This window comes from Frischella japonica, assembly GCF_014489845.1.
GTDB lineage: Bacteria > Pseudomonadota > Gammaproteobacteria > Enterobacterales > Orbaceae > Frischella > Frischella japonica.
Genome location: NZ_JABURY010000018.1, coordinates 136,877 through 162,674 on the forward strand (window position 1 = coordinate 136,877; position 25,798 = coordinate 162,674).

Here is a 25,798-nt window from a genome sequence, read left to right on the forward strand (position 1 = left end):
GAGTGGTCATTCATAACAACTGACACCAAACTGTCAATGAATATACATAGAGCAGTGGCAGGTGTCTTAATAACAACACCAATGAGGGTATAAAATGAAACGTAATCTACTAGCTATCGCTATCCCAGCACTTTTAGTTGCTGGTGCAGCAAACGCATCTATCGAAGTTTGGAATAAAGATGGTAACAAATTAAGCATAAACGGTCGTGTATATGCATTAAACTATCTTGGTAATCACAACAATGGAGTTGACGGCGAAGGCGATAAAACCACTGCGCGTATCGGTTTCACTGGTGAAACACAAGTAACTGATTCACTTTCTGGTTACGGCCGTGCAGAGTGGGAAACTAAAACAGGCGGAAATTCTTTTAAAGAAACGCGTTATGCATTTGCTGGTTTAAACTTTGGTCAATATGGTTCTTTCGACTACGGTCGTAACGACGGTGTGTTAAAAGCAATCACTGCTTATACTGACGTTTTACCAGAATTTGGTGGTAATGCTTCTGATAATGGTTTATATGTTTTATCTGCTCGTACTAATGCAGTTGCTACCTACCGTAATAACGGTTTTTATGGTTTAGTTGATGGTTTAGATTTCGCTGTTCAATATGGTGACAACAAATCTGATAGTAGCACAAAAGGTGATTCAAAAGAAGCGTACGGTTTAAATGCACAATATGCTATTCTTGACACTGGTGTAAGTGTTGGTGGTGGTTATGCGACTACAACTAAAGCTGGTGATAAAGAACGCGTTAAAACTTACATGGCTGGTGTGAAATATGATGCACACAACCTATACTTAGGTGCTCTATACAGCCATTCTAAATATGACAATGAAAAAGTTAAAGGCTTTGAACTTGTTGCACAATACGGTATCGATTTTGAAGTTGGTCGTTTAACACCTTCTTTAGCTTATGTTCAACATAAAACTGATGAAAAGAAAAAAGACCAAATCGCGAAATATGTTGAAGTTGGTGTACAATATGATTTCAACAAAAACTTAACTGCTATTGTTGATTATAAAATCAATCTACTTGATGATGACAAGCTTTCTAGCAAAGTTTTCTCAACTAATACTGACGGAACTGCAAAAGGCGCAACAAAAGATACTTTAGCACTTGGTTTAATCTACCAATTCTAATTAAATCTGATAGAATTAATTATATTAAAAGGCACTCCGCGGGTGCCTTTTTTGCATTAATGTGTTTTTAAAATGGTCATAACACAATTATTTTTGTGTTTGATGTTGCACCAATGATTAAATTTTGATAAAAGGTTTACTCAAGTTGACTAATATTAAGACACTCTAATCAAAATGCAATTAACCACTCGTATTTTATCAACTAAAAAAAATATCGCTTTAGTTGCCCATGATCATCTTAAAGATTCCTTACTAAAATGGTGTACCAAAAATAAGTTGCAATTAGTGCAGCATAATTTATGCGCGACGGGCACAACCGGTACGCTTATTAAACAGCAAACTCAATTAAACGTAACAACAATGCTAAGTGGTCCCATGGGTGGCGACCAACAAATTGGTGCACTTATTGCGGAAGGAAAAATTGATATCTTAATTTTTTTCTGGGATCCACTTAATGCCGTACCCCATGATCCCGATGTAAAAGCGCTATTACGTTTAGCCACAGTGTGGAATATCCCCGTCGCCACCAATCAAGCAACCGCTAATGCACTGATTCAATCGCCTATATTCACGAACGAAGTGACTATCGATATTCCTGACTATCAACAATATTTAGCTGAACGGACTGAATAAAATGCCAATCCCTTCGCAGGCACGTAAGACAGGAAAAGTTATTTTATTATTCGATAACTTATTTATCGTGTTAGGTTTTTATATTGTTTTCCCATTAGTTTCAGCTCATTTTGTTAGCCAAATTGGTTGGAGTGCGCTATTTGTTGGTTTTGCACTAGGATTTCGTCAATTTGTACAACAAGGATTTGGCTTAATTGGTGGTGCCATTGCTGACCGATTTGGAGCCAAACCAATGATTATTATTGGTATGTTTTTGCGCGCTATTGGCTTTATCGCTATGGCATTAGCAACAACACCCTGGATACTCATTTTTTCATGTTTATTATCAGCTTTAGGGGGATTACTTTTCGATCCACCAAGAATGGGACTTGCCATTAAATTTACTCGCCCCCATGAACGAGGTCGTTTTATCTCATTATTAATGATTGAGGATAATTCGGGTGCGGTTATTGGTGCATTAATCGGTGGCTTTCTGATTGATTATGATTTTCAGTTCGTTTGTTGGATAGGTGCATTAGTTTTCATACTCTGTGCTATTTTTAATATCTTTTATTTACCTGCTTATCATATTGCATTAGGTAAAACGCCCATGATAAGAGGATTAAAAGATGTACTAAAAGATAAGCTATTTTCATCTTATGTTTGGTCATTAACTGGCTATTATATTTTATGGGTTCAAGTAATGTTGATGTTACCGTTAACGGTTACTAATATCTCTGGAAACCTTAGTTACGTAAAATGGATGTACGGTATTCAAGCAGTCATATCTTTGATATTACTGTATCCTATTGCGCGTTGGAGTGAAAAACGTTACCGATTAGATCAACGATTAAAATGTGGTTTATTGTTAATGACAATAAGCTTTATACTTATCGTTTTTGTCTCCACATTAGATTTATTATTTATTCTCATTACTATTTTCTATTTAGGCGCTATCATAGCAGAACCCGCCAGAGAAACACTCAGTACCATGCTAGCCAATCCAAGAGCAAAAGGCAGTTATATGGGCTTTAGTCGTTTAGGCTTAGCAATTGGCGGATTTATTGGCTATTCTGGTGCCGGTTGGTTACATGACATTGCCATTAAACTTGATGTACCCAAATTACCCTGGATTATTTTATCCTTAATTGGCACATTAACCATTATTTATCTAAATATACTCTTCAAAAATAAAGAATTAATGAGTAAAACAGATTTAACCAACCAACCTAATAAACTTAATAAAGTTTAATAAATTAAGTTAGCAATAAATGGCAATAAAACCTTTTGCTTAAAAAATTATTTCACCATTCTTGAATAATTTTGCCTGATTTACAGCAATTGAATGCCAAACTTCATTAGAAGTTAACGGCATTGTAGCGATCATGGTGACAACATCTGAAGGTGTAGTATGAATTTGAAAATCAATTTCAACATCTTCATCGAGTAATTTTGCTTTTCCAAATGGTGCTCGACGAGTAATCCAATGTAATTTGGTTGAGCAATAGGCAAATAAATATTCGCCATCAGAAATCAACAAGTTGCACACACCAAGCGTATTAAGATAATCGGCGCATTGTTTTATAAATTGAAATGCATCAAATAAATTAAGTGGTTTTGCTGGGAAATGTTTAGTTAATTGTGCCAGTAAATAACAGAATGCATATTCACTATCCGTTTGACCTATAGGTAAAAATCCTCCTGTTGCTAATCGTTCATAACCTGTTAACTGACCATTGTGAGCAAATGTCCAATTATTTCCCCAAAGTTCACGGGTAAAAGGATGGGTATTTTCTAAAGCAATATTACCACGATTAGCTTGGCGAATATGTCCAATAACAACTTGTGATTTTATGGGATAATCTTGCAAAAGTTTAGCGATTGGCGACGAGCAACAAGGCTGCGGATCTTTAAAGGAGCGGCAACCTTTTCCTTCATAAAAGGTAATACCCCAACCATCTTTGTGTGGCCCTTTGTCACCACCTCGTCGGGCCAACCCTTTAAAACTAAAGCAAATATCAGTAGGAACATTTGCACTCATCCCCAAAAGTTCACACATCGCATCAACCTCATGAGTGGATTTAGTATTTATTTTGCCATCTCTTTTTCTATTAGCATAATCAAAATATGAATTACTTTAATATGAATTTCTTGTACTCGATCTGCATAACCAAAATGAGGAACGCGAATTTCAATATCGGCTAATCCATTAATTTTGCCACCATCTTTCCCTGTTAAAGCAATGACTTTCATTCCCTTCGCTTTCGCAACTTGTATCGCATTGATAACATTGGTTGAATTGCCTGAAGTGGATATCCCTAACAAAACATCCCCAGTCTGACCAACCCCTTCTACATAACGAGAGAAAATCGCATCATAACCGAAATCATTACCCACACATGAAATATGACTGACATCAGAAATGGCAATTGCTGGATAGGCAGGGCGATTTTCCCGATAACGTCCGGTTAATTCTTCGGCAAAATGCATTGCATCACAATGGGAACCACCATTACCGCATGAAAGCACTTTACCACCTTGTTTAAACGAATTAGCTATTAACAACGCTGCTTGTTGAATAGCCTGAAGATTATTATCATCTTCAACAAATTTAACTAATACATCAACGGCTTGATTTAACTCAGCGCGAATATCATTAACATACATAATAATTCAGCCTTTTAATTTCTGGAAAATAGCATTTAGGAATAATAATTTGTTCACTAAATGGTTTTTAAATGAAATTTTACGATATTTCTAATATCAATTGATAATTTATTATAGCGCAATGATTTCTTTTATGATATTTAAACGTTAGCTATAAGTATACTTTATTTATTAAAATTGAGAGTTACAGTTGGTAAATATTAGGAATGATATACTGTAATGTGAGTGGATAGGAGATTACTCGTGTCGTCCTGACACTCGCCTTTGCAAGGTCGTTGCTAAAGCAACGTTCCAATTCGTTCCTGACGAATTGGTCGACCCCTTGGTCCTCATCCCTTTATAATCAATGTGGTTATTCTATAATGGCGGTGAGGAAGGGATTACTCGTGTCGTCCTGACACTCGCCTTTGCAAGGTCGTTACTAAAGCAACATTCCAATTCGTTCCTGACGAATTGGTCGACCCCTTGGTCCTCATCCCTTTATAATCAATGTGGTTATTCTATAATGGCGGTGAGGAAGGGATTACTCGTGTCGTCCTGACACTCGCCTTTGCAAGGTCGTTACTAAAGCAACGTTCCAATTCGTTCCTGACGAATTGGTTGACCCCTTGGTCCTCATCCCTTTATAATCAATGTGGTTATTCTATAATGGCGGTGAGGAAGGGATTACTCGTGTCGTCCTGACACTCGCCTTTGCAAGGTCGTTGCTAAAGCAACGTTCCAATTCGTTCCTGACGAATTGGTCGACCCCTTGGTCCTCATCCCTTTATAATCAATGTGGTTATTCTATAATGGCGGTGAGGAAGGGATTCGAACCCTTGATACGTTGCCGTATACACACTTTCCAGGCGTGCTCCTTCAACCACTCGGACACCTCACCATCAATTTTGATGGTGCATACTATAACGTTGGCTTAACATTAGGTCAAGCCATTATTATAGCTAGTTGCTGAATAAACTATCAATGTAGTGCAACAAAATAAGCAAAAATACCAATTACAGTAAAAATACTTACAACGGTAAATAAAGCAAGTTTTAAATCAGTATTCATAATTGTTAGTTCCTTTTATTTATCAAGTTGAGGAATAAAATCTAGCGATACCGCATTTGACGGCAATTTAGATATTAATCTTGGGTAATTTTCTGACAAATCGAGTAATATTTCAACTGCTTCATCTAAATATGAATCTTCAACTTTAAAATCCTTCGGTAAATCTTCGAGTTTGGTTATCGCTGGTTTTCCGGCTCGTTTTAAACGTTCATTCATGCGTTGTAATTCTTCTTTATCGCTCTGTTTTTGAATTTTTTCACGTTCAGCTTTATTTAATGAAATAATATAATGCTTATCTTTTTCATCATTGTATTTATTTATGTCCGCTAAAATATAATTAAACTCAGGGTTTGTTTTTATCCGTTCGATATGTCGCTGAATTAAATTTGGCAACAATGGTTTAATATCAAATAATACCTGATATTTTGCTTTGGTTACACTATCCCATGGTAATGCATTATCCTGAAAGCGTTCACCAGTATCATCTACATAGTGAATAGGTATCATTTCAATATCCGGCGTTACCCCTCTAATTTGCGTACTACCACCATTTATGCGATAAAACTTTTGAATAGTATACTGAATACCGCCTAATGTTGGCCAATCTGGATGCATTCTAGCATCTATTGGATAAGCAATACTCCGTGAGGTCTGCACCGTTCCCTTACCATAACTTTCTTCGCCAACGATAACTGCACGCCCATAATCTTGTAATGCGGCTGAAAAAATTTCAGATGCAGAGGCGCTGTACCGATTTATCATAACAACAAGAGGGCCGCCATACTGAATAGTTGAATCATTATCTTCATAAATAACCAGTTTTTGCATATTATCTTTAACCTGCACAACTGGTCCTTTTTCAATAAACAATCCTGTTAAATTAATCACTTCAGCTAAAGAACCACCACCGTTATTTCGCAAATCAATAACAATTCCTTTGACATGACTTGCATTAGCCTCAACGATAAGTTTTGAAACTCGGTCAGTTAATCCCATATAAAAACTTGGTACATCGATTAATCCAACTTTACCTTGATCAGTATCTTTAATAGTAAGTTTTGCCTCACGATCCTCAAAATGTATTTTATCTCTTTTAATTTCAATGATCTTAGATTTACTATTATTTCCCGCTGGTAAGATTTCTAGCCTAACAATCGTCCCTTTAGGGCCACGAATTTTATCGACAATATCATCTAAGCGCCAACCGATCACATCTTCGATCGTTTTACCTTTTTGACCAACACCGATAATTCGATCACCAACTTTTAATTGTTTACTTTTTTCAGCAGGTCCACCAGTAATAAACGACGTAATACTTGTATAATCATCTTCTTGTGTTAATGTTGCTCCAATTCCTTCAAATGAAAGACTCATTTCTGAATCAAATTCACGTTTGATACGCGGAGCTAAATAACTGGTATGAGGATCGATTTCACGCGCAAATGCATTCATAAAAACTTGAAATCCATCTTCAGATTTACTTTGCACTAACGTGCGTAAAATTCGATTATAGCGCTTCGTTAACACTTCTCTAATTTGTGGTTCCGTTTTACCTGATAATGCCAAACTAAGCTCATCAAATTTAACCCGTTTACGCCAATAATCATCTAATTCTTCTTCTGTTGTTGGCCAAGGTAAATTTTCACGTTTAAAATCTATCGATTCTTGTGCGGTAAAATTCATCGGTAACGCTAATTGCGTTAAAGCAAATTGATAACGTTTGAAACGTTTTTCCTGTGCTAAATTATAGATATCAAAAGCTGTTTTAAGATCGCCATTGCGCAGTTCTTGTCCTAATTGAGTTTGTTTATCTCTAAATATATCAATGTCGCTTTTTATAAAAATAGCTTTATTACTATCAAGTAATTTCAAATATCGTTCAAAAATCTTAGCAGAAAAAGCATTATCTAATTCAAATTTACGATAATGTGATTGGGTAAAGTAGTTAGTGACACGTTTAGAAACGACCTCATGAATAGGATCAGATTCCAGCTTGGGTAATTCATTAATTGAATATTCTTTTGCCTGAATTGATATGCTGAAAAATGCAGTAACAATAATTAAACTGTACAAATAGTTTTTTACAGACAAATATAGGTTTATTTTTTTCATTCAAAATCCCATTTTTACAAAGAGCTATACTAATATATGCTCAATTGTAACCGTTAGCTCCATACCAGAAGGTACTTTTACTTTAATATTTTCTTTTTCAATATTAGCTATAATTGCCGAAACTGGTTTGCTACCTAATATGATTTTCACATTACTACCAATTTGTAATTGTTCAACAGTTGGTTTATTTAATTTTGGTGTCGATTTAAACTTTGGACGGCTAATATTTGTAACATGTTTTGTTGATACACGTACATTTTGGGCAACGGATTTATTGGATGTTCCCTTCGGTGAACGTGGCGGATTGGCATTAGCCTGTTCTTTATTTTTACTTTCTCGTTGCGCTTTGACCTTAGCTTTACTCGCTTTTAATAATTCTGCAGCATGTGAGGCTTGTTCACTCGTTACGGTATCGCAAGCGTTACCATCTAGATCAACACGGTTTGCACCTTCTTTAATGCAATAAAGATAGCGCCAACTTGCGGTATATAAACGCAATGCAAGTCTTAGTTTAGTTTTACTAAACTGAACGTTATCAGCAAACCGATCAATAATATCTTGAAATATACCTATTTTTAACGGTTTGGCATTACCTTCAGCTGTGAAACAATTAGGAAACTGATTCGCTAAAAAAGCAATAATTGTTTTACTACTTGATAATTCTGATTGTGTATCCATTATGAATTCCATAACAACGATTTTTATATTAATTAAAGTATTAGATGCTAAAGTATATCCTAGCTTAAATCTTTAGCAAATAATTATTATAAATATCAGCTGTAATATTATTCATTTTAAATAATACATTGATTATTATTACTCAGACGAGTAATAAGGATTTATCAAGAATCGAATATAATAAAAGCAATATTATCTAATAAGTTACATGCTCAATTCCAATAAAAGCATAATTACATCAAGTTAAATTGATTATTTTTTAGTGTTCATTTGTTGTTCGACAACTCGCATGAGATCATTAATACCGTTGTGTATTAACCATGTTTTGACAAATTCTTTCTGCTCTTCTTTTAAGGCTATAAATGCTGAAATCCAGAGCTGCAAAGGTTCAATTTCACCGACCATATAAGCGGCTGAAATTTCTTTTGCTTGTAAGGTTGATTTAACAAACTCAGGTAAACTATCGATATGATATTCAATCGCTTTTCCCTGTATACCACTACGTTTTCGGCTTTTCCAACCCTCTACACGTGCTTTACGATTGATACCTTGAGGAGTGGAAGGTAGACCGTCGAACATAATCAAATCTTTTGAAGAAAACCATTGTTTTATCATTTTCCATCTCACTTTAAGAAAATAAAGAAAAAATATTAAACTTTTAAGAAAACATGTTACAATAAACTTATAAGCAACTTATTTTACCTATATTTGTAAATACGAAAACTTACTAAAATAAGTAATAAAAAATAGAGAATAACATAGATAGAAAATAAGGAAAAGACCAATGGAAAATTGCATACAAGACTGGCATAGTGCCGATATTATTGCCGCATTAAAAAAGCAAGGTTTAACACTTTCAGAATTATCACGTCAATCAGGTTTAAGTTCTACAACTTTAAATAATGCGTTAGTTAGACCTTGGACCAAAGGTGAATTAATCATATCTAATGCAATTGGTGTCAAACCAGAAGAGATCTGGCCAAGCCGCTATGTAAATATGTTAAATAAAAAACCGATAAAACGTGTATTGCGTGCAAAAATAACAAATCATCCCAAATCTTAATACTTAACCCTCTTTTACATCGTTTATTCAAATTACGAAAAAATCTAAATAGTAGCAATAATAATTATTGCTACTATCGATTATTTATATAAAAACATTAGATCTATTATAAATTTAGCGTAAAATTAATTTAGCTATTCAACTTTCCACAAAGGTATTTTTTATGACACCACTAACGCAAAATTTAACCGATCTAACCTTACAACTTAAAAAAAACTGGGGTTGGTTTCTGACAATCGGTATTCTTTTAATCATTTTAGGTTTATTCGCCCTAACGTACCAATTTTTTGCCACAATATTTTCAACCTATTTTATTGGCTCTTTACTGTTAATCGCTGGTATTACACAAAGTATCCATGCTTTTCGCACTAAAGGCATTGGTCAAACAACGCTTTGGGCGATCATTGGTGCATTATACATCATAGCGGGAATAAGCACTTTTATACAACCCATTACAACTTCGATTGCTATTACTTTAATTATTGCCATTTTATTAACTGCTAGTGGCATAACTCAGTGTATTGGTGCATTAAATAATCGTCATTTTCCCCGTTGGGGATGGTGGTTATTTTCAGGTATTTTAACATTATTATTAGGGCTTATCATTCTGTTTGGATGGCCTGCAGACAGTTTAACCATATTAGGTATGTTTTTAGGAGTCGATTTAATTTTTCAGGGTTGGGCCTATGTGATCATAGGGCTTGGATTGAAAGCAAATTAAATCATTTTAAAAGAAAACCGCAATATAGTTTGTTGCGGTTTTGGCTCCATTAATAAATTTCTTTATTCATGCCTTAAAGGTTTTGTTTGTTTTAACTTTTACGTCCCGTATTGTTTGTAAAATACGATGATAATTATCCAAACGCCATTGTGCAATTTTCCCATTGGCGACTGCTTTTTGTAATCCACAATTTTTATCGGTTAAATGATTACAATCACGAAACTGACAATCACTTAAGTAATCATAAAACTCTTTAAAACCTTGCATAATTTGTTGTGGTTCTAAATGCCATAAACCAAATTCACGAATACCTGGCGAATCAATAATATCCCCACCACTTGGCAGATGATATAAACGCGTTGCGGTCGTTGTATGCTGACCTAAGCCAGATACGTCTGACACCTCACCAACACTGACTTGTGTAGATAAATGCGGTAATAATTGATGAATCAAACTGGATTTTCCAACGCCGGATTGCCCTACTAAAATAGATGTTTTTGCTTGTAATGTTTGCTTAAAAATCTCTAATCCCTGTTGTTTAAGGCAAGAGATGAATAAAACTCGATACCCAAGACTTTGGTAATAAGCTAGCTGATTAAATACCGCTTGTTGTTGGATTTTATCTAACAAATCAATTTTATTTAATACAATGACAGGCTCGATCTTTGTAACTGCACAAGCGACTAAATAACGATCAATAATATTTAGAGATAACTCAGGCAATACTGCTGAAATAATCATAATTTGATCAACATTGGCGGCAACCGTTTTAATACCATCATAAAAATCTGGACGCACCAACTCGGAATGACGTGGATGAATGGCTTCAATCACACTATTAGTATGCAGATCTCTACTTTTCCGCCAAATAACGCGATCGCCTGTGACAATTGAAGCAAGTGTTCGACGAATATTGCATCGATAACTTTGCCCTTGCTTATCTTCTACCTCGGCTAACTTACCATACCGACTGATAACGATTCCTTCTTCAGGAGTCAGAAAAAGATTTTCATCATACTGTTCATGATTGCTTAACAAACGTTGCTCATGTTTAGCTTCAACACGACGTTGCTGAACTTTAGATAATCGTTTTTTTGCCACAAATCCTCATTATTACATTTCAAAAGATAGCTAATATTTCATTTTACAAGTAGACATTAATGAATAACATCACCACCATTGCTTAAGAGTATATTGCTATGAAGGAATAAGCAACCGTTTTCAGTCAAGCTAATTCTATTTTAGCCGTTTTTGATATTACCAATTGAGTACATAATCAATTTAATCGTTTTATTAATTTGTTTATCACTTACCCTATTTTTAAATCAAAGAAGAATATAAAGGCATAACTTTTCAGATTTATTTACTAAAAACGCTACCAAAAGTGATAGAATAATTAAAGTTTTATCGTATCTATTTACATTATTCAATTAAGAACAGTTATGACCATACAATTAAATAAAAACAATTTGATTTGGATAGACTTAGAAATGACGGGTTTAGATCCTAATCGTGATCGTATTATCGAAATCGCAACAATGATTACCGATTCCAATCTGAATATTCTCGCATCAGGACCGGTTTTAGCTATCTCACAACCCGATTCACAATTAGCCTTAATGGACGATTGGAATGTTAGTACTCATACCCAAACAGGTTTATTAGAGCGCGTTAAACAAAGTACGATCAATGAGCAACAAGCGGAACAACTGACTATTGATTTTATTTCACAATGGGTACCGGAAAACTGTTCACCAATTTGTGGTAATACCATCGGTCAGGATCGTCGATTTTTATTTAATTATATGCCCAAACTGGAGAAATATTTTCATTACCGTTATTTAGATGTTAGTACCGTTAAAGAGTTAGCTCATCGCTGGAAGCCAGATATCCTCAAAGGATTAAAAAAACAAGGTACGCATCAAGCGCTAGATGATATAAAAGATTCTATAGCTGAATTGGCTTATTATCGTAAATATTTTTTCAAAGAATAAAACATATGACGATTTTATATACTTGCCTTTTTTATGCTATCCAACCTCTAATTTGGTTGAGGTTATTGTGGCGTAGCCTGAAATCTCCCGATTATCGTAAACGATGGTTAGAACGTTATGGTTTTTGTAAAGGTAAAATACAGCCCAATGGTATATTGGTACATAGTGTTTCGGTAGGAGAAACGATTGCCGCAATACCGTTAATTAAACAATTGCAACAACGATATCCAGATTTACCTATTACAATCACCACTATGACGCCGACAGGTTCACAACAAGTGATAAAATCTTGGGGTAACCGTGTTAGTCATGTTTATTTACCTTACGATCTACCTGATGCAATTAGCCGTTTTTTAAATACGTTACAACCAAAATTAGTGATTATTATGGAAACTGAATTATGGCCTAATTTAATCACAGCATTATATAAACGCCATATTCCATTAATTATTGCTAATGCCAGATTATCCGCACGTTCAGCACGCGGGTATGCCAAATTTAAGAAAACGATGCAACTATTGTTACCAAAAATTAGCCATATTGCGGTACAAAATCAATTTGATGGTCAACGTTTTATTCAATTAGGTTTACCTGAATCACAATTAACAATTACTGGCAGCATTAAATTCGATATCCATCTCAATTCACAGCAACAGCAAGCTATCGCTCAATTAAAATCAACTTGGCAACTCAATAGACCAATATGGATTGCTGCCAGTACTCATCATGGTGAAGACGACATTATTTTAATTGTGCATAAAATGTTATTAAAGCACTATCCTGATTTATTATTAATTCTTGTTCCGCGGCATCCTGAGCGTTTTACCAGTGTTGAGAATCTGATCGTTGATCATGGATTAACCTATCAATTACGTAGTAAGCATGCTATACCAACAACACAAACTCAAGTTATTCTCGGTAATACCATGGGTGAATTAATGTTACTATATGGTCTTGCCAATATTGCTTTTGTGGGGGGCAGTATGGTCGATCGCGGTGGACACAATCCGCTAGAACCGGCTTTACATCATTTACCCATTATCATGGGTAAATACACTTATAACTTCAAAGTGATTTGTGAACAGTTAATTAATGCCAACGGTCTTTGGATAACAGAAACAAACAAACAAGATTTAGCTGAAAAAATTAGCACGTTATTAACTGACAATCAGCTACGCATAGATATTGGAAATAATGCTTACCAAGTTTTGAAACAAAATCAAGGTGCATTACAACGTTTATTAGACTTAATAGACAGTACGATTAATCCAATAAAAGGATAGCAATTTTATGACGTCGAAACAGGGTTTATTACTGGTCAACTTAGGCACACCGAGCCAAGCGACGCCATCAGCAATTAAGCGCTATCTCGGAGAATTCTTAACTGATCGTCATGTGGTTGATGTTAATCCAATTATTTGGTTACCCATTCTATATGGCATTGTCATTCCCAAAAGACTCAAATATATTACGCAATACTATGAGGCAATCTGGTTAAACCATCAATCACCATTATTATTTTATAGCCAGCAAATTTTGCAAAAACTTAGTAAAGCTTATCCGATGTTAAATTGCAAACTCGCCATGACGTATGGTGAACCTGATTTAGCATCAACTTTAAAACAAATGCAACAGTGTGAACAAATTGATGTTATCAGCCTATTTCCACAATACTCGACCACCACCACACTGGCCGTTAGCGACAAAATCCAATCCATCATAAAAGATTGGCAATCCCCACCAACATTAAATTTTATACGCGATTATGCCGATCACCCTAGTTATATATCCGCATTAGTACATCATATTGACAACCAAATTTGTATTGATCAACCCGATACATTATTACTGTCATACCATGGTATACCTATGCGTTATATTGCTCATCGTCGGGATGATTATGTTGATCGTTGTTTACTCACTACCGAATTACTAAAATCAAGATTGGCTAAATATTATCCCAATCTAAATATTATCCACTGTTATCAATCACGTTTTGGTAACGGTAAATGGACAGAACCTAACATTTGTGATGTCTTGATCGAATTAGCTAAACAAGGTCAATCTGTCACGGTAGTTTGCCCTGGATTTGCTGTTGATTGTATAGAAACTTTACATGAAATTAATATTGAAAATCGCCAATTATTTATGGCACATGGCGGAAAAAAATTTAATTATATATTGGCATTAAACGATAGTGATCAACAGATTGAGCTTTTAAAAAGTTTAATTAATCAAGATTAGCATTAATATATAGCAAAACAACTCAGCATTGCTAAACTATTTTAAGTGAAGCGTATTCATAGCTCATTCACATAATTAATAAAAAACGTCTTAATCAACCATTCGAGAAAAACATCTACTGCACCATCAGTTAAGGTAAATATTCTCTTTTAAAATTTATTACACTAAATACCCCTAATCTTATAGCTACTTACTTATCTTATCGATAAGTAAGCAACATTTTAGTGTACAAATTATTATTATGATTACAGTTTGTAGCTAGCCGTGACTAAAAAAGCACGGGGAGTACCTGGCATACTACTTGAACGCCAATACGTTTTAGCTAACAAATTAGTTAATGCTAATGTGACATCAAATGAAGGAGATTGATAACCAACTGCTGCATTCCATAACACATAACCAGGGCGTTTAGAGGTGTTTTTATCATCATTATACATTGAACCTTTATAATTCACTTCTAGCTCAGTAAACCAATTTTCATAAGGTAAATAACGTAAATTAACATAACCACTGTGTTTTGCCGTATTTGGTAAATATTTATCTTCATTAGCTGGTGTCTTTTTATCTTTATGCACTTTCGCTTGTTGATAACTGATACCACTATTAATATACCATTGAGAACTTAACTGCCCAGTCACACTCAATTCGATACCTTGGCTGCGATCACTTCCTTTTACTTGCCAGTTATAAGGATCATTCACTGCATCAGGTTGATAACGAACATTATATAGTTCCAACTGATATACAGCAATTTGACTAGAAAGTTTATCATTTAACCAATCACTTTTGACTCCCAATTCATATTGACGTGAGTACTGTGGTTTATTATCAAAAACAGTTTGTTGATTGGTTGAAATGGTAATGATTCCTCGACCACCATAAGGCGCAAAATTCTTACTATAAGAGGCGTAAAGGCTATGTTGTTCAACCGGTTGCCAAATTAAGCCTACGCGAGGACTTAACGAATGCCCATCGTAAGAACGGCTTTGATGTCTAAGCCGGTCCTTTGAAGAAAAATCATAATTATCATAACGTAAGCCAGCTAAAATTTTCCAATGCGGATTAAAGGTGATTAAATCCTGCCAATAGAATCCTTTTGAGGTGGACTGATGATCGGTTTTAGTACTTAACTGATTATGATGTGGTTTTTTACTATTCCAATGTGGATGAAATGGATCAACCAACTCAGGATAAATATTAGTTAATGCTAACCGCGGTTGACGTTTTTCAATATTATATTCAATCCCTAACAACATATCATGATTAATATTAGCTGTATCAAATTTTCCTATTAAATCTAAAGTATTACCATACGTTTTATTGGCTGTTTCTTGCCAGGCTCGGCGAAATTGTATTTTACCTTGATACTGACAAGCTCTGCCATTTGATAATCTACCATTCAAATCACAATAATTTCCAGCATATAGATGGTCGAAATTTTGATCCGCTTTACGATATACATTGGTTAATTTCACTGACCAATTATGGTTGAATTCTAATCCTAAGACTGAACGCCAAGAATTAAATTTATCCTTTACATAGTCATCGGGATGCGCATATGCGGTCTTTTTGGAAACACCTTTCGGTAAAGTATAGTAGGCTGGGGCTCTATCCGGTTTACGCCATAGATGATCACTGGTATATTGTACTAACCAATTAACGCCATCTAAGTTATCATAAAAAATACTTGGTGAAACCATGGTATCTCGCTGTTTGATACCTTTACGGAAGCTTCCATCTGATTGGTGATCGACAGTCATTCGAATTGCCAACTTATCATTTAAGATTCGATTAATATCAACCATACCACCGTATTTATCCCATGAACCACCGCGTAAATTTAATGTTGTGGGTGAATCAAAATTGGCCTGTTTACTGATCATATTAATCATTCCACCACCGGAACCTCTACCATAAAGTACCGATGCTGGCCCTTTTAACACTTCTATACGCTCAATATTAGCTGTACTTTGTCTTACCTGCCCACTCGCTCGCACACCATCACGGTAGATATCACCGGAACTTGCTGAAAAACCACGAATTTTAATTCCTTCATCACGCATATCGTAAGTCGTATCTACCCCAGGAAGCCGATTAACAATTACCCCCAAGTCAGTCTGACCATAGACTTTTTGTTGTTCTAAATTAATCGCATTAATGGTTTGAGGAATATCTTTAACATCAAATGGCATTTTAGTCGCGGTAGATGAGTTTTTTAGTCGCTGATCATTATCATCTTTTATATTTGCTGTAACTTGCATTGTTTCAATATCGGTTTGCGCTAATTTTTTATCGGTTGCATTCACGGCTATTGATAACGTGCTACTTAAGGTCAATATAACAAATTGATTAAAATACTTTCGCTGCATTGTTATTCCCATTTTTTATGTTTTAGATTAATTTTTAAACACTCTAAATGGTAATGATTATTATTTATAAATGCAAATTATTTTTATTTATGGAAAAGTTAAGAAATCATATTTATTAAAAATATAGCCAAGTAGTAATTTTCATTAAAATCAAAAGCTAAAATTCAAACAAAGGGATTCAATTAAACTTCAGTGAATAAAAATTTTACATAATCATCGGTTTGAACTAATATGCTATAACATAATTAAGATATGTGATTTATTTTATGTATAAAAGCAATAAAACTCCCCGACACTTATTTATACAACAAGATCTACTTAACCGAATTCAATCAGGCGAATATAGCGAAGGTCAATTAATTCCAAAGGAAAATGAGCTTACTGAAATTTATCAAGTGAGTCGTCCTACTATCCGGCAAGCCATACAATCTTTAGTTAATCAAGGTTATTTAGAACGACGAAAAAAACGTGGCACCGTGGTATGCCAACCGAAAATCAAACAGGAATTTACACATGTTATCGAAAGTTATGATTCTGAAATGAATCGTAAAGGTTTAATTCCAAGAACCCATGTGTTAACGTTTAAAATTGATAGGGCCAATTCTGAGATTGCTACCAATCTTAATATTGCTCAAAACGATGAAATTTATAAATTAGTACGTTTGCGTTATGCTGGAAATAAACCGATTGTTCTTGTAACAACCTATCTACCGTTAACGCATTTACCTAATTTACTTAACATTGATTTTACTTCAGAAAGACTTTATGAAGTTTTAAAAAAAATGCAATTTCCTATTTTACAAATACGTCGCAAACTCGATGTATTAAAAGCAGATGAAACCACTGCCCATCTTTTAGATATAGACGAAAATGATCCTATTTTTTACTTTCATTCCTTAGGTTTTACTAAAAATCGTTTACCAATTGAATACTCGATATCAAAATATCGCGGTGATATTAATTCCTTTGTTTTTGAACTTAATAACAAAGTTGAATGAGATAGCCATTTATTTTCAATCACTTATATTGAATCGCTAATCAAATCCATTTGGTTACATTGATTTTAGCAACAGGTTATTAATGTAATAGTCTTAATAGGTTTAGCCCTGTTAGACAATTTCAATGGTATCTTTCGCTGCTATTATTAACTCCTGTTTAAGTTGTTCAATAATCTCGATACCTGCGCTGGTCCCAATCCGTTGTGCGCCAGCGGCGATCATTTGTTTGAAAGTATTTGCATCACGAATACCACCTGCTGCCTTAACTTTAACACTTGGATCAACATGTTGTTTCATCAATTTAACATCCGCTAGTGTTGCCCCTGATACACCAAAACCAGTGGATGTTTTAATAAAATCGGGTTTAACTTTACTGGCGATTTTACATAATGCTATTTTTTCATCATCTGTGAGATAACAATTCTCGAATATGACTTTTGATATCACATTATGCTGTCGGCAGATAGCAACAATTTTTTGCATCTCGTTTTCAATATAAGTAAAATTGCCGACCTTTAATTCTGTTATGTTAATGACATAATCAATCTCTGTTGCACCATTTTCTATCGCATTTAATGTTTCAAAACATTTTACTTCAAGGGTAACTTGACCTAAGGGAAAAGCAATTGCCGCCCCCACATCGACTGCTGTGCCACTTAAATATATAGCACACCGTTTAGACTGAACCTGATTAATCGCCACCATTTTAAACTGATATTCTTTCGCCTCCCGACAGAGCTTTTCTATGGCGTTTGGTGTAGCGTCTGGTTTTAAATTTGTATGATCAATAAATTGACAGAGTTGCTGTAAAGTATAGTGAGCCATAATACTTTCCTTTTACCTAATATGTAATGACATATAATATAAACTTACATGCTATTGTCAATAAAATAAAAGTATAAAAATGTGATAACAATCTCATTTATAAAATAATTTAATTTTTATCGTTTGTTATTAAATTTTTAATATGTAAAGATATAAAACATATAATACTTTTATTATATAAGGAAAAGTCATGAAAATCGTTATAACATCACACGGTGAACTATGCGAAGCAATATTAAAAAGCTATCAAATGATTGCCGGAAATCCTGATATTTTTACAGCTATAAAACTTGATGACAATGGTATTGCTGATTTTAGTCAACGATTAATTAATATGTTAGATCTTTTAACACAAAAAGAACCCGTATTAGTATTTTGTGATTTAATCGGTGGTACTCCCTATAATGAAAGCTATCGCTATGCATTAGCCAACCCAAATAAAATAAGAATTGTTACCGGCTATAACCTACCAATCTTAATAGAAGTTGGTACCGTCTCTGCAACAGAAACGGATATCGATAAACTCGTTAAAATCGCATTAGAAACTGGACATTCGTCAATATCCACACCTCCATTAACGAATAATTTTACCGAAGATTCGATTTTTTAGCTGTTATAAGCAGGAGAATTCATTATGACAATTACATTTACACGAGTAGATGACCGCGTAATCCATGGTCAAATTACCACTCGCTGGTCTAAAGTTAGGCCTGTTGATGGCATTTTAGTGATCGGAGACAACATCGCAGCTGATGAATTACGTAAACGAGTCCTTAAAGCCGCAGCAGGGAACCTTAAAATCGGTATTTATACGGTGCAACAAGGTATAGAAAAAATTCAACAAGGTATCGAATCATCAAAAAACTTTTTTTTAATTAGTGATTCACCACAAACTTTTGCCAAATTATTAGCAGCCGGTGGCAACATTGGCAAAACGCTTAATGTTGGCTGCATGAATACGCGTGCTGGGGCAAAAGTTATTGGTAGAACAGTCGCAATTGACGACAACGACTACCAAGCTTTCGACTACATTCAAAGCAAAGGCGTTAATATTGAATTTCAACTTTTGCCTGATGATGATGCTAAAAGTTGGGATAGCATGAAGAAAAAATATGATGCAGCTTAACCAATAACATAAAGGAAAATATTATGGAAGTTTCACTTTTTATTCCAGCTTTATTTACTGGCCTATTTTGTTATTTAGGTGCAATAGAATCACCTTGGTTATTTGGAATGTCGGGGGGATTCTATATTGTTGGTAGACCACTTGTTGCCGGGCTACTTGTCGGCTTAGCATTTGGTAATATACAAGCAGGTGTTATGTGTGGATTAGCTGTACAAACGGTATTCATCGCTAACTTATCCACTGGTGGCGCAACAAACAGCGAGATCACTTATGCCGCATATGGTGGTATTGGACTCGCGCTTGCTACAACCCAAAATCCCGCTATCGCTGTAACGCTATCTGTTCTGTTAGGACAAACCTTCGGGTTAATCTTTTATAATACTCGTATGGCACTCTATTCATTTTGGAATAACCGCGCCCAACAAGCAGCAGAAAATGGTAATAGCCGAGGAATTGTCCTTAATCATCTTATCTATCCTCAGATTACCACCTTCCTTATTCGTGCCGTACCGATATTTTTAGCTATATATTATGGTGCAAATCTTGTTGATTGGTTATTAAAAAACGTACCGCAAGTCATTACCCACATTATTTCAGTATTAGGAGGGGTATTACCTGCACTTGGTATTGCGATGCTGATGAATATTGTAATTAAGTCAAGGATCCAGTTTATTTTCTTTTTCTTTGGTTTTGTTCTGTTGGCCTTTACTGAAATCAGTATGATTGCGTTGGTATTTATTTCAGCTTTAATCGCTTATCTATACTTTGTTGCCAACAATAAAGTAGCTGCATCAAATGTACCAGCAACAAATACCAATAGTGGCAATACCGCCAATGAAGTTTTTGAAGATGAAGATCTATTCTGAGTGGAGAATCTATAATGGACAAGCAAACTGAAAAACCAAGGCTAACCAAAAAAGAATTACGTCAGATTTGGTATCGTTGGGGATTTACCCATCTTTCTTCAATGAGTTATGAAAAATTACAAGCTCATGCTTGGGCTTTTTCTTACCTTCCATTTGTGGAAAAATATTATAAAAATGCTCCTGATGCCAAAAAGCGATTACTCGTCCGTCATTCTATGTTTTATAATACTGAACCGCAAACCGGGCAAATTATTAACGGTATTGTGGCTTCAATGGAAGAAGAAATCGCTCTAGGTAAAGATGTCCCCGAAGAATTACCTATCAACATCAAAGCAACATTAATGGGTCCCTTAGCTGGGATTGGTGATTCATTAATTCAAGGAATTATTGTACCTGTGTTGCTGTCGATTGCTATGGGGATGGCGACAAATGGTAATCCTATCGGTCCCATCTTTTATATCCTTGCCTATGGTATTTTAGGACCTTTAATTTCTTATCTGAGTTTTTTCAATGGCTATCGACTCGGTCTTAACGCAATTGATAATATTATTGGTGATAATGTAAAACGTATCACTGATGCCTTTAATGTTCTGGGTATAATGGTAGTAGGTGGTTTGGCTGCTGGAAATATTATTTTAAATAGCCAACTAGAAATCCCAATGGGCGAGTCAATTAAACCATTACAAGAGGTTTTAGACGGCATTTTTCCGAAAATTTTACCACTATGCATGGTGTTATTAGCCTGGTGGTTAATTTCGGTTAAACAAATGACAGCCACAACTGTAATTTTAATATTAACCGCCATTACTTCTGTTGGTGTTGTAATTGGTCTATTTTAAATTTTAATATATATGCCAACCTAAAAGGTTGGCATTATTAAACTTTCGCAATTCACTAATCAAATTAATTGATTTTTCACCAGTTTTACAAAATAGGCTACCCCAGTCGTGAGAATCTCATCATTAAAATTAAACTGAGGATGATGTAAATTCGCGCCAGGACCGGTACCTAACCAAATATAGGCACCTGGCTTAACTTGTAACATAAAAGCAAAATCTTCCGACCCCATTGATGGTGGAATATCACAATGTACTTTATCATTACCAACAAGTGCAATAGCAGCATCAAGCGCTAAATCAGTTGCATATTCATGGTTTACAGTGGTTGGATAACGTCGTTGATAATTAACTTGTGCCGTAGCGTGAAACGTATTTGCAATGCCTTGCGCAATTTCCTTAATACGTTGTTCCGCTAAATCTTGTACCGCTGGTTTGAAGGTACGAACTGTACCACGAATCACCGCTTCTTGGGGTAAAACATTCCAGGTATCACCACTATGAATTTGCGTTACACTAATAACAATTGAATCAATAGGATTAATATTGCGGCTAACAATCGTTTGTAAAGAGTTAACCACCTGGGTTGCTGTGACTATGGTATCATAACCATTATGTGGTCCGGCAGCATGCGCACCTTTACCGACGATCTTGATGTCAAAAACATCATAAGCTGCCATAAATGGTCCTTTACGGATATAAAATTCACCAAATGCCATATTCGGTTGATTATGCAAACCATAAATTTCCTCAATTGGGAAGCGATCAAACAAACCACGTTCCACCATAACGCGACCACCACCTTCATTCTCCTCAGCAGGTTGAAAAATAACCACCACTGTTCCAGCAAAATCACGATGGCTGGCCAAATATTTTGCGGTACCTAATAACATGGCGGTATGACCATCATGACCACAAGCATGCATTTTACCTTTGATCTTTGAGCAATAATCTATTTGATTATCTTCAATAATATCTAATGCATCAATATCTGCTCGTAAACCAATCCATTTACCGGCTTTATTTCCCTTTATGATAGCTACAACACCCGTTGGCGCAAACTCCGTGTACAATTCATCGATACCAAATGATCGTAATTTTTCAATAATAAATGCCGTTGTGTTATGTTCTTCAAACGCCGTTTCGGGATAACTGTGAATATGGTGACGCCATTGAATCATCTCTTGCTTTAAACGTAAAATTTCTGGATGCAAATCTTGGGTCATATTTAATATCCTTGTGAGTATAAATTCAATAGATTAAATTGCTGGTTAATTAAACACTTTATCAGAATAAGCAAAATGGTTGTGGTTAATGAAAATCATCTCATTGCTTATCATCAAAGTAAATTTTAATACACACACTATAAATCCAGTCAAGAATAAATCAGAAATGATGAATTTGAATATATTTATGTTTATTTGTTATATTGTTAAATAGTTTATCTTATTACAAAAAAGACATCATAAAATTAACCATCAATGCCAGATAAAATATTGCCTACAATTTATTTGCGTCAAGATAAACCATGTCGACAACAAAAATAGTTTACATCAATTTGTAATGTAAAAATGACTTATGAGCGAGAATCAGAGAATATGAAAAACTTAGGATTGGTTGGCAAGAGCGGATTACTAATATTTTATGCTAGTACGGTGGAGCATTGCCAAAACCATTTTATCTTGCGGCGATTGGCATGAACTTCCTAGCGGTTTCAACCTATCAAACTATAGGCAATAAAAAAGCCCACTCATTAAGTAGGCTCTTTTATTTGAAATTGGTCGGCGAGAGAGGATTCGAACCTCCGACCCACTGGTCCCAAACCAGTTGCGCTACCAAGCTGCGCTACTCGCCGTTAGGATGCGCATGATATCTTGCTTATTTAAAACTGTCAATAGTTATTGATTCATTTTACATTAAATTAGCGTAAAAGATAGCAATTAATTGATAAGTATCAGAAAACTTACCACCGGCTTGAAGGAATAAATAAAATGCACGGCGCTTAAAATGAACTTATTACCACCAACTCATTAATATATCGGTGCCTATTTCGCTATATATGATTTAACCATTAACAACATGCTGTAATACTTACGCCAATAATTTGTGGTCCTTATTCCTGTAAAAACAAAAATCATCAACATTGTGTTGGATACAACTTTTATCATGACTGAAAATTGAGCTTCGATGGCGGGATTGTTATAAGGTAACAAATTATGCTGAATGTAGAACTCTGGTTTATCTGGTATTTATTCTTATTTCTATCTATATATACAGTGATAATCAAACATCATTATAATTGTGGAATGATATTGATTATATATCGACTAAAATTGAAACATTATTAAACAACAAATTTAAGGTAAATCATCGTGTGCATGATATCATAAAAGAACGACATAAAACGGTGTAATTACCGTTCTATGTACTTAAACCAATATGATATTAAATAATAATTAATTCGCCATTATTCCTGATGATTTAAAGGTGCTGGTGTTTTACCAATCCGTTGATAAAAATCACTGACAAATTCTTCATAACGTTTATCTGCCACTGCCTGTCTAATTTCAGCCATCAGACGTTGATAATAACGTAAGTTATGAATAGTATTTAATCTAGCCCCTAAAATCTCGCCACATTTATCTAAATGATGCAGGTAAGATTTAGTATAATTTTTACAAGTATAACAATCACATTCTGGATCGAGTGGTGTGGTATCATCGCGATATTTCGCATTGCGAATTTTAATCACCCCATTAGTAACAAATAAGTGACCATTACGGGCATTACGGGTTGGCATGACGCAATCAAACATATCAATTCCCCGCCGCACACCTTCCACCAAATCTTCCGGTTTACCAACCCCCATTAAATAACGTGGTTTATCGGCCGGTAACTGTGGGCAAGTACCCTCTAAAATACGATGCATATCTGCCTTCGGTTCACCAACAGCAAGCCCACCAACAGCATAACCATCAAAACCAATTTCGGTTAAACCTTTAATTGAAATATCACGCAATTCTTGATGAATCCCTCCTTGCACAATACCAAATAGTGCATTTTGGTTACCTAATTCATCAAATCGTCGACGGCTGCGTTTAGCCCAACGTAATGACATTTCCATCGAACGTTTCACATAATCCCAATCAGCTGGGAATGGCGCACATTCGTCAAAAATCATCACGATATCAGAACCCAGATCGTATTGAATTTCCATTGAAATTTCAGGTGATAAGAAAATTGCATCACCATTGATAGGATTACGAAAATAGACGCCTTCTTCTTTGATTTTACGTAGATCACCCAAGCTAAATACCTGAAAACCACCAGAATCGGTGAGAATAGGACCTTGCCATTGCATAAAATCATGCAAATCACCATGTTTACGCATAACCGCTTGACCTGGTCTTAACCACAAATGGAAAGTGTTACCTAATAAAATTTGTGCCCCCGTTGCTGCAACTTCTTCTGGGGTCATCCCTTTTACCGTGCCGTAAGTCCCTACTGGCATAAAAGCAGGTGTTTCGACTGTATATTCCACCCCTCGGCGATCAAATTTCATTCTTCCACGACGAGCGAGTCCATCGGTATTATCTAATTCAAACTTCATATCAACCTCTTGCAACCAAATATACAGTTTGGCGCGCTATTACTATTACTCATGAACTTATATTATAAAAACGCCTTTTATAACATAAAATCCCCTCAATTAAGCAGATTATGATACCATATTCACCATCATTTAACGATAAGGTACAAATGGAAAAAAATGAAAGGTTTGAGTTTTTCAGTTGTGTTAGCTTGCTGTACGATGATACTCGCATCATGTCAGGCTGATAAAAAAGTCATTATGAATCAACAACAACTCGCGCAATTAACGGAACAACAAATTATTCAATTCAATCAACAAAGCTGTGCCAGACAAGATCGTTATGAAGTTTTAACCAGCCCATCACATGCATTACAATTACAGTTGAATCAAATTACCCAATTATTACCCAAATCGATAAATGGAAAAGTGTTAAATTATCGAGTTTATTTAAATACACAACCTGCGGCCTGGGCATCATTAAATGGTTGTATCAGGGTTACCAGTGGATTATTAAAAACATTAAATAACAATGAAGTTCAGGCAGTTATCGCTCATGAAATTGGACATATTGCCTTAAACCACTCAATCAATGCATTCCACGCGGCTAAATCAGCCGAAATTATGAGTAATGGCGAAATTATCCTGCTTACCCCACAATCACTATCACAACGACAAGAGTTAGAAGCGGATGAATTTGCGATTCGTTTATTAAAGCAATCCCATATTGACCCAAATGGATTAATCACCATGATGGATAAACTCAATCATCATCAAAAACAAACCAGCTATTCACATCCCGATGCTATCGCTAGAAAGAATATCCTCATTGAGAAAATCCATTCACCATCAACTGATTGATACATTACGCCATTAACCTTATGCAAAAAAATGCCTAAGGTTAATA

Annotated in this window: 24 protein-coding genes and 2 tRNA genes; 14 read left to right on the top strand and 12 right to left on the bottom strand. The window is 35.1% G+C overall.

Annotation, left to right across the window (positions count from 1 at the left end; genetic code table 11):
• Window positions 1-94 precede the first annotated feature (94 nt).
• The 3 genes from FcAc13_RS09150 to mdtH all read left to right on the top strand — a co-directional run bounded on the left by FcAc13_RS09150 (window position 95) and on the right by mdtH (window position 3,005).
• Window positions 95-1,141 (top strand): porin, encoded by a 1,047-nt coding sequence (locus FcAc13_RS09150; protein WP_187755913.1) that lies wholly within the window; start codon window positions 95-97, stop codon window positions 1,139-1,141.
• 174 nt (window positions 1,142-1,315) lie between these two features.
• Complete coding sequence (locus FcAc13_RS09155) at window positions 1,316-1,774, top strand: methylglyoxal synthase (RefSeq protein ID WP_187755914.1); 459 nt, start codon at window positions 1,316-1,318, stop codon at window positions 1,772-1,774.
• Between the two features lies 1 nt (window position 1,775).
• Complete coding sequence (gene mdtH / locus FcAc13_RS09160; RefSeq protein WP_187755915.1) at window positions 1,776-3,005, top strand: multidrug efflux MFS transporter MdtH; 1,230 nt, start codon at window positions 1,776-1,778, stop codon at window positions 3,003-3,005.
• A gap of 39 nt (window positions 3,006-3,044) precedes the next feature.
• Here the strand turns inward: mdtH and FcAc13_RS09165 are convergent, their stop codons facing one another.
• The 6 genes from FcAc13_RS09165 to FcAc13_RS09190 form a co-directional block, all read right to left on the bottom strand.
• Window positions 3,045-3,812, bottom strand: a complete 768-nt coding sequence (locus tag FcAc13_RS09165) for a class II glutamine amidotransferase (protein ID WP_187755916.1) — start codon at window positions 3,810-3,812, stop codon at window positions 3,045-3,047.
• A 29-nt stretch (window positions 3,813-3,841) separates the two neighbouring features.
• The gene (gene lpcA / locus FcAc13_RS09170; RefSeq protein ID WP_187755917.1) at window positions 3,842-4,420 is read right to left on the bottom strand and encodes a D-sedoheptulose 7-phosphate isomerase; all 579 of its coding nucleotides are present in this window, start codon (window positions 4,418-4,420) and stop codon (window positions 3,842-3,844) included.
• A 792-nt stretch (window positions 4,421-5,212) separates the two neighbouring features.
• Window positions 5,213-5,300 (bottom strand) — tRNA-Ser (locus FcAc13_RS09175).
• A 185-nt stretch (window positions 5,301-5,485) separates the two neighbouring features.
• Window positions 5,486-7,582, bottom strand: a complete 2,097-nt coding sequence (gene prc / locus FcAc13_RS09180; protein ID WP_187755918.1) for a carboxy terminal-processing peptidase — start codon at window positions 7,580-7,582, stop codon at window positions 5,486-5,488.
• Between the two features lie 24 nt (window positions 7,583-7,606).
• Window positions 7,607-8,260: an RNA chaperone ProQ gene (gene proQ / locus FcAc13_RS09185; protein WP_187755919.1), complete on the bottom strand. Its 654-nt coding sequence runs from the start codon at window positions 8,258-8,260 to the stop codon at window positions 7,607-7,609.
• Window positions 8,261-8,512: 252 nt separating this feature from the next.
• On the bottom strand, window positions 8,513-8,875 hold the full coding sequence (locus FcAc13_RS09190) for a DNA-binding protein (RefSeq protein ID WP_187755920.1): 363 nt from the start codon (window positions 8,873-8,875) through the stop codon (window positions 8,513-8,515).
• A 169-nt stretch (window positions 8,876-9,044) separates the two neighbouring features.
• Between FcAc13_RS09190 and FcAc13_RS09195 the strand changes: the two genes are divergently transcribed.
• Together FcAc13_RS09195 and FcAc13_RS09200 are read left to right on the top strand one after the other, a co-directional pair.
• Window positions 9,045-9,323: a helix-turn-helix domain-containing protein gene (locus tag FcAc13_RS09195; protein WP_187755921.1), complete on the top strand. Its 279-nt coding sequence runs from the start codon at window positions 9,045-9,047 to the stop codon at window positions 9,321-9,323.
• A gap of 163 nt (window positions 9,324-9,486) precedes the next feature.
• Window positions 9,487-10,044 (top strand): HdeD family acid-resistance protein, encoded by a 558-nt coding sequence (locus tag FcAc13_RS09200; protein WP_187755922.1) that lies wholly within the window; start codon window positions 9,487-9,489, stop codon window positions 10,042-10,044.
• Between the two features lie 66 nt (window positions 10,045-10,110).
• Here the strand turns inward: FcAc13_RS09200 and rsgA are convergent, their stop codons facing one another.
• Window positions 10,111-11,145 carry a small ribosomal subunit biogenesis GTPase RsgA gene (gene rsgA, locus FcAc13_RS09205; protein WP_187755923.1) on the bottom strand — a complete coding sequence of 345 codons (1,035 nt, stop codon included), beginning with the start codon at window positions 11,143-11,145 and terminating at the stop codon, window positions 10,111-10,113.
• A gap of 341 nt (window positions 11,146-11,486) precedes the next feature.
• Between rsgA and orn the strand changes: the two genes are divergently transcribed.
• The 3 genes from orn to hemH are packed head-to-tail and all read left to right on the top strand — an operon-like array spanning window position 11,487 to window position 14,282.
• A complete protein-coding gene (gene orn, locus FcAc13_RS09210; RefSeq protein ID WP_220679986.1) occupies window positions 11,487-12,038 on the top strand; it encodes an oligoribonuclease in 552 nt (183 codons plus the stop codon).
• Between the two features lie 5 nt (window positions 12,039-12,043).
• A complete protein-coding gene (gene waaA, locus FcAc13_RS09215) occupies window positions 12,044-13,321 on the top strand; it encodes a lipid IV(A) 3-deoxy-D-manno-octulosonic acid transferase (RefSeq protein WP_187755924.1) in 1,278 nt (425 codons plus the stop codon).
• 7 nt (window positions 13,322-13,328) lie between these two features.
• Window positions 13,329-14,282 (top strand): ferrochelatase, encoded by a 954-nt coding sequence (gene hemH / locus FcAc13_RS09220; protein ID WP_187755925.1) that lies wholly within the window; start codon window positions 13,329-13,331, stop codon window positions 14,280-14,282.
• Window positions 14,283-14,527: 245 nt separating this feature from the next.
• On the opposite strand, the gene FcAc13_RS09225 is transcribed toward hemH, so the two are convergent.
• Entirely contained in the window at window positions 14,528-16,651 is a 2,124-nt protein-coding gene (locus FcAc13_RS09225) for a TonB-dependent receptor (protein WP_187755926.1), read from the bottom strand.
• Between the two features lie 266 nt (window positions 16,652-16,917).
• On the opposite strand from FcAc13_RS09225, the gene FcAc13_RS09230 reads away from it, so the two are divergent.
• Window positions 16,918-17,649, top strand: a complete 732-nt coding sequence (locus tag FcAc13_RS09230; protein ID WP_187755927.1) for a GntR family transcriptional regulator — start codon at window positions 16,918-16,920, stop codon at window positions 17,647-17,649.
• A gap of 111 nt (window positions 17,650-17,760) precedes the next feature.
• On the opposite strand, the gene deoC is transcribed toward FcAc13_RS09230, so the two are convergent.
• Window positions 17,761-18,474 (bottom strand): deoxyribose-phosphate aldolase, encoded by a 714-nt coding sequence (deoC, locus tag FcAc13_RS09235; RefSeq protein WP_187755928.1) that lies wholly within the window; start codon window positions 18,472-18,474, stop codon window positions 17,761-17,763.
• 190 nt (window positions 18,475-18,664) lie between these two features.
• Here deoC and FcAc13_RS09240 point away from each other — a divergent pair, with 190 nt between their 5' ends.
• Genes FcAc13_RS09240 through FcAc13_RS09255 form a run of 4 tightly spaced genes read left to right on the top strand, consistent with a single transcriptional unit; the run spans window position 18,665 to window position 21,305 of the window.
• On the top strand, window positions 18,665-19,084 hold the full coding sequence (locus tag FcAc13_RS09240) for a PTS sugar transporter subunit IIA (RefSeq protein WP_187755929.1): 420 nt from the start codon (window positions 18,665-18,667) through the stop codon (window positions 19,082-19,084).
• A 24-nt stretch (window positions 19,085-19,108) separates the two neighbouring features.
• Window positions 19,109-19,600 (top strand): PTS sugar transporter subunit IIB, encoded by a 492-nt coding sequence (locus tag FcAc13_RS09245; protein WP_187755930.1) that lies wholly within the window; start codon window positions 19,109-19,111, stop codon window positions 19,598-19,600.
• Between the two features lie 23 nt (window positions 19,601-19,623).
• Complete coding sequence (locus FcAc13_RS09250) at window positions 19,624-20,466, top strand: PTS mannose/fructose/sorbose/N-acetylgalactosamine transporter subunit IIC (RefSeq protein WP_187755931.1); 843 nt, start codon at window positions 19,624-19,626, stop codon at window positions 20,464-20,466.
• A gap of 14 nt (window positions 20,467-20,480) precedes the next feature.
• The gene (locus tag FcAc13_RS09255; RefSeq protein WP_187755932.1) at window positions 20,481-21,305 is read left to right on the top strand and encodes a PTS system mannose/fructose/sorbose family transporter subunit IID; all 825 of its coding nucleotides are present in this window, start codon (window positions 20,481-20,483) and stop codon (window positions 21,303-21,305) included.
• 59 nt (window positions 21,306-21,364) lie between these two features.
• Here the strand turns inward: FcAc13_RS09255 and FcAc13_RS09260 are convergent, their stop codons facing one another.
• The 3 genes from FcAc13_RS09260 to tgt form a co-directional block, all read right to left on the bottom strand.
• Complete coding sequence (locus FcAc13_RS09260) at window positions 21,365-22,528, bottom strand: M20 aminoacylase family protein (protein ID WP_187755933.1); 1,164 nt, start codon at window positions 22,526-22,528, stop codon at window positions 21,365-21,367.
• 552 nt (window positions 22,529-23,080) lie between these two features.
• A tRNA-Pro gene (locus tag FcAc13_RS09265) sits at window positions 23,081-23,157 on the bottom strand.
• 612 nt (window positions 23,158-23,769) lie between these two features.
• The gene (tgt, locus tag FcAc13_RS09270; RefSeq protein WP_187755934.1) at window positions 23,770-24,912 is read right to left on the bottom strand and encodes a tRNA guanosine(34) transglycosylase Tgt; all 1,143 of its coding nucleotides are present in this window, start codon (window positions 24,910-24,912) and stop codon (window positions 23,770-23,772) included.
• Between the two features lie 159 nt (window positions 24,913-25,071).
• Here tgt and FcAc13_RS09275 point away from each other — a divergent pair, with 159 nt between their 5' ends.
• Window positions 25,072-25,752: a M48 family metalloprotease gene (locus tag FcAc13_RS09275; protein ID WP_187755935.1), complete on the top strand. Its 681-nt coding sequence runs from the start codon at window positions 25,072-25,074 to the stop codon at window positions 25,750-25,752.
• The last annotated feature ends 46 nt before the right edge of the window (window positions 25,753-25,798 follow it).

Coding starts and splice junctions, on each gene's coding strand:
- mdtH (WP_187755915.1), top strand. CDS start 1,776: ATGCCAATCCCTTCGCAGGCACGTAAGACAGGAAAAGTTATTTTATTA.
- orn (WP_220679986.1), top strand. CDS start 11,487: ATGACCATACAATTAAATAAAAACAATTTGATTTGGATAGACTTAGAA.
- hemH (WP_187755925.1), top strand. CDS start 13,329: ATGACGTCGAAACAGGGTTTATTACTGGTCAACTTAGGCACACCGAGC.
- FcAc13_RS09230 (WP_187755927.1), top strand. CDS start 16,918: ATGTATAAAAGCAATAAAACTCCCCGACACTTATTTATACAACAAGAT.
- FcAc13_RS09195 (WP_187755921.1), top strand. CDS start 9,045: ATGGAAAATTGCATACAAGACTGGCATAGTGCCGATATTATTGCCGCA.
- lpcA (WP_187755917.1), bottom strand. CDS start 4,420: ATGTATGTTAATGATATTCGCGCTGAGTTAAATCAAGCCGTTGATGTA.
- FcAc13_RS09165 (WP_187755916.1), bottom strand. CDS start 3,812: ATGTGTGAACTTTTGGGGATGAGTGCAAATGTTCCTACTGATATTTGC.
- FcAc13_RS09150 (WP_187755913.1), top strand. CDS start 95: ATGAAACGTAATCTACTAGCTATCGCTATCCCAGCACTTTTAGTTGCT.
- FcAc13_RS09255 (WP_187755932.1), top strand. CDS start 20,481: ATGGACAAGCAAACTGAAAAACCAAGGCTAACCAAAAAAGAATTACGT.
- FcAc13_RS09250 (WP_187755931.1), top strand. CDS start 19,624: ATGGAAGTTTCACTTTTTATTCCAGCTTTATTTACTGGCCTATTTTGT.
- FcAc13_RS09190 (WP_187755920.1), bottom strand. CDS start 8,875: ATGATAAAACAATGGTTTTCTTCAAAAGATTTGATTATGTTCGACGGT.
- FcAc13_RS09200 (WP_187755922.1), top strand. CDS start 9,487: ATGACACCACTAACGCAAAATTTAACCGATCTAACCTTACAACTTAAA.
- FcAc13_RS09225 (WP_187755926.1), bottom strand. CDS start 16,651: ATGCAGCGAAAGTATTTTAATCAATTTGTTATATTGACCTTAAGTAGC.
- tgt (WP_187755934.1), bottom strand. CDS start 24,912: ATGAAGTTTGAATTAGATAATACCGATGGACTCGCTCGTCGTGGAAGA.
- FcAc13_RS09245 (WP_187755930.1), top strand. CDS start 19,109: ATGACAATTACATTTACACGAGTAGATGACCGCGTAATCCATGGTCAA.
- proQ (WP_187755919.1), bottom strand. CDS start 8,260: ATGGATACACAATCAGAATTATCAAGTAGTAAAACAATTATTGCTTTT.
- FcAc13_RS09260 (WP_187755933.1), bottom strand. CDS start 22,528: ATGACCCAAGATTTGCATCCAGAAATTTTACGTTTAAAGCAAGAGATG.
- FcAc13_RS09275 (WP_187755935.1), top strand. CDS start 25,072: ATGAAAGGTTTGAGTTTTTCAGTTGTGTTAGCTTGCTGTACGATGATA.
- waaA (WP_187755924.1), top strand. CDS start 12,044: ATGACGATTTTATATACTTGCCTTTTTTATGCTATCCAACCTCTAATT.
- prc (WP_187755918.1), bottom strand. CDS start 7,582: ATGAAAAAAATAAACCTATATTTGTCTGTAAAAAACTATTTGTACAGT.
- FcAc13_RS09240 (WP_187755929.1), top strand. CDS start 18,665: ATGAAAATCGTTATAACATCACACGGTGAACTATGCGAAGCAATATTA.
- FcAc13_RS09155 (WP_187755914.1), top strand. CDS start 1,316: ATGCAATTAACCACTCGTATTTTATCAACTAAAAAAAATATCGCTTTA.
- deoC (WP_187755928.1), bottom strand. CDS start 18,474: ATGGCTCACTATACTTTACAGCAACTCTGTCAATTTATTGATCATACA.